We start from the raw sequence: 2567 nt of genomic DNA on the forward strand, positions 1-2567 counted from the left end.
AGCTGATTCTGTATTTCTGCGCGATTGCAGCGGTGGCGATTGTCGGTGCGGTGTACCGGCTTTATCTGACCCAGATGCTGACGATTCGCTGGCGGGCCTGGCTCACCGAAAAGCATTTCTCCCGTTGGCTCGCTGACAAGAATTACTACCAGCTGGAGCAGGGCGGTTACACCGATAACCCGGATCAGCGGATTTCCGAAGACCTCAATAACTTCACCTCCAATACCCTTGAGCTGGGGATCGGCCTGCTGCGCAATATCGTCAGCCTGGTGTCGTTCTCGATCATTCTGTGGGGCGTGTCGGGCAGCATTGAGGTCTATGGCATCACCATTCCCGGCTACATGTTCTGGTGCGTGCTGGTCTATGCCGTGGTGGGCAGCTGGCTGACGCACTTGATCGGTCGCCGCTTGATCGGCCTGAACAACCAACAACAACGCTTCGAAGCCGACCTGCGTTTTTCCATGGTGCGGATTCGTGAGAATGCCGAGAGCATCGCGTTGTACAACGGCGAGCCGAACGAAAACCGTCGCTTGAGCGGTCGCTTCGGTAATGTCTGGCACAACTTCTGGGACATCATGAAAGTGTCCAAGCGCCTGACGTTCTTCACTGCCGGTTACAGCCAGGCTGCGATCATTTTCCCGTTTATCGTGGCGTCGCCGCGTTACCTCGCCGGCAAGATCGAGCTGGGTGAACTGATGCAGATCAGCTCGGCATTCGGCAACGTCCAGGAGAGTTTCAGCTGGTTCATCAGCGCCTATCAGAGCCTCGCTTCCTGGCGCGCCACCTGTGATCGTCTGCTGAGCTTCCGTCAGGCCATGACCGATAACGAACAGCGCGCTCCGGCCATCGATGTGCAGAATCAGGGCAGTGAATTGCAAGTGCACAATCTTGGCCTGGATCTGGCCGATGGTCGGCACCTGCTGACCAATGCCGACATGACGGTAGAGCCCGGCGAGCGGGTGATGCTCAGCGGTCGCTCCGGCAGCGGCAAGTCGACGTTGCTGCGGGCGATGGGGCACTTGTGGCCCGCGGGCCACGGCGCTATTCGTCTGCCGGCGGCGCGTTATCTGTTTTTGCCGCAGAAGCCGTATCTGCCGATCGGTACCCTGCGCGAAGCCTTGAGTTATCCACAACCGGGCGACACCTACGCGCCAGAGCGTTACGCGCAGGTGCTGGAGACTTGCCGTCTGCCGCATCTGGTCGCGCGTCTGGACGAAGCCAATCACTGGCAGCGCATGCTGTCGCCGGGTGAGCAGCAACGGCTGGCCTTCGCCCGCGCCATGCTTTACGCACCGCAATGGCTGTACATGGACGAAGCGACGTCGGCGATGGATGAAGAGGATGAGGCAACGTTGTATCAGGCGCTGATCGATCAGTTGCCGGGCCTGAGCATTGTCAGCGTCGGCCACCGCAGCAGCCTCAAGCGCTTCCACCCACGGCATGTGCGGATCGACAGCGGGCATCTGGTGGAACAGGCCGTGACCGCTTGAACACCACACCCCTGTAGGAGCTGCCGCAGGCTGCGATCTTTTGATGTTGTTTTTTACAAGATCAAAAGATCGCAGCCTGGCGGCAGCTCCTACAGGGGATTTTGTGTTGGTTGCGGAATGTAAAACCGGCTATCGTCGCCGCCATTCGAAACAGAGGCGACCATGGGCTATCTACTTTTTGTCACGCTGATCCAGGCGTTTTCCTTCAGTCTGATCGGCGAGTACCTCGCCGGGCATGTCGACAGCTACTTCGCGGTGCTGGTGCGCGTGGTGCTGGCCGGGCTGGTGTTCATTCCGTTGACACGCTGGCGTTCGGTGGAACCGGCGTTCATGCGCGGCATGCTGCTGATCGGCGCGTTGCAGTTCGGCATCACCTATGTCTGCCTGTACCTGAGCTTTCGCGTATTGACGGTGCCGGAGGTGCTGCTGTTCACCATCCTCACACCGTTGCATGTGACGTTGATCGAAGATGCGCTGAACCGCCGCTTTAATCCATGGGCGCTGGTGGCCGCTTTGGTAGCGGTGGGCGGTGCGGCAGTGATTCGTTTTGATCGGATCAACCCGGATTTCTTCATGGGTTTCCTGTTGCTGCAACTGGCCAACTTCACCTATGCCGCCGGCCAGGTGTTGTACAAGCATCTGGTGGCGAAACACCCGAGTGACCTGCCGCATTACCGGCGTTTCGGCTTCTTCTACCTCGGGGCTCTGGCGGTGGTGTTGCCGGCGTTTCTGCTGTTCGGTAAAGCCAACTTCCTGCCCGAAGCGCCGCTGCAATGGGGCGTGTTGCTGTTTCTCGGCCTGGTCTCCACCGCGCTGGGCATGTACTGGTGGAACAAGGGCGCGTGCATGGTCAACGGCGGCACGCTGGCGGTGATGAACAACCTGCATGTGCCGGTGGGGCTGCTGCTGAATCTGCTGATCTGGAATCAGCATGAGGAACTGGGAAGGCTTTTGCTTGGCGGGAGTGTCATCCTGGCGGCCGTATGGATCAGCCGGTTGGGTATCCGCCGCACCGCATGACCCGGTGTAGGAGCTGCCGGAGGCTGCGATCTTTTAATCTTTAAAATCAAAAGATCG

2 protein-coding genes are annotated in these 2567 nt (G+C 59.2%); both read left to right on the top strand.

The window, feature by feature from the left end; all coding sequences use genetic code 11:
* The coding region (locus tag HT737_RS20055; protein ID WP_182403845.1) for an ABC transporter ATP-binding protein/permease at window positions 1-1490 on the top strand (1490 nt) is incomplete at its 5' end.
* Between the two features lie 162 nt (window positions 1491-1652).
* Window positions 1653-2510, top strand: a complete 858-nt coding sequence (locus HT737_RS20060) for a carboxylate/amino acid/amine transporter (protein ID WP_007965993.1) — start codon at window positions 1653-1655, stop codon at window positions 2508-2510.
* Window positions 2511-2567 lie beyond the last annotated feature (57 nt).

The sequence above is a fragment of the Pseudomonas sp. MD195_PC81_125 genome (assembly GCF_014060985.1).
Classification (GTDB): Bacteria; Pseudomonadota; Gammaproteobacteria; order Pseudomonadales; family Pseudomonadaceae; genus Aquipseudomonas; species Aquipseudomonas parakoreensis.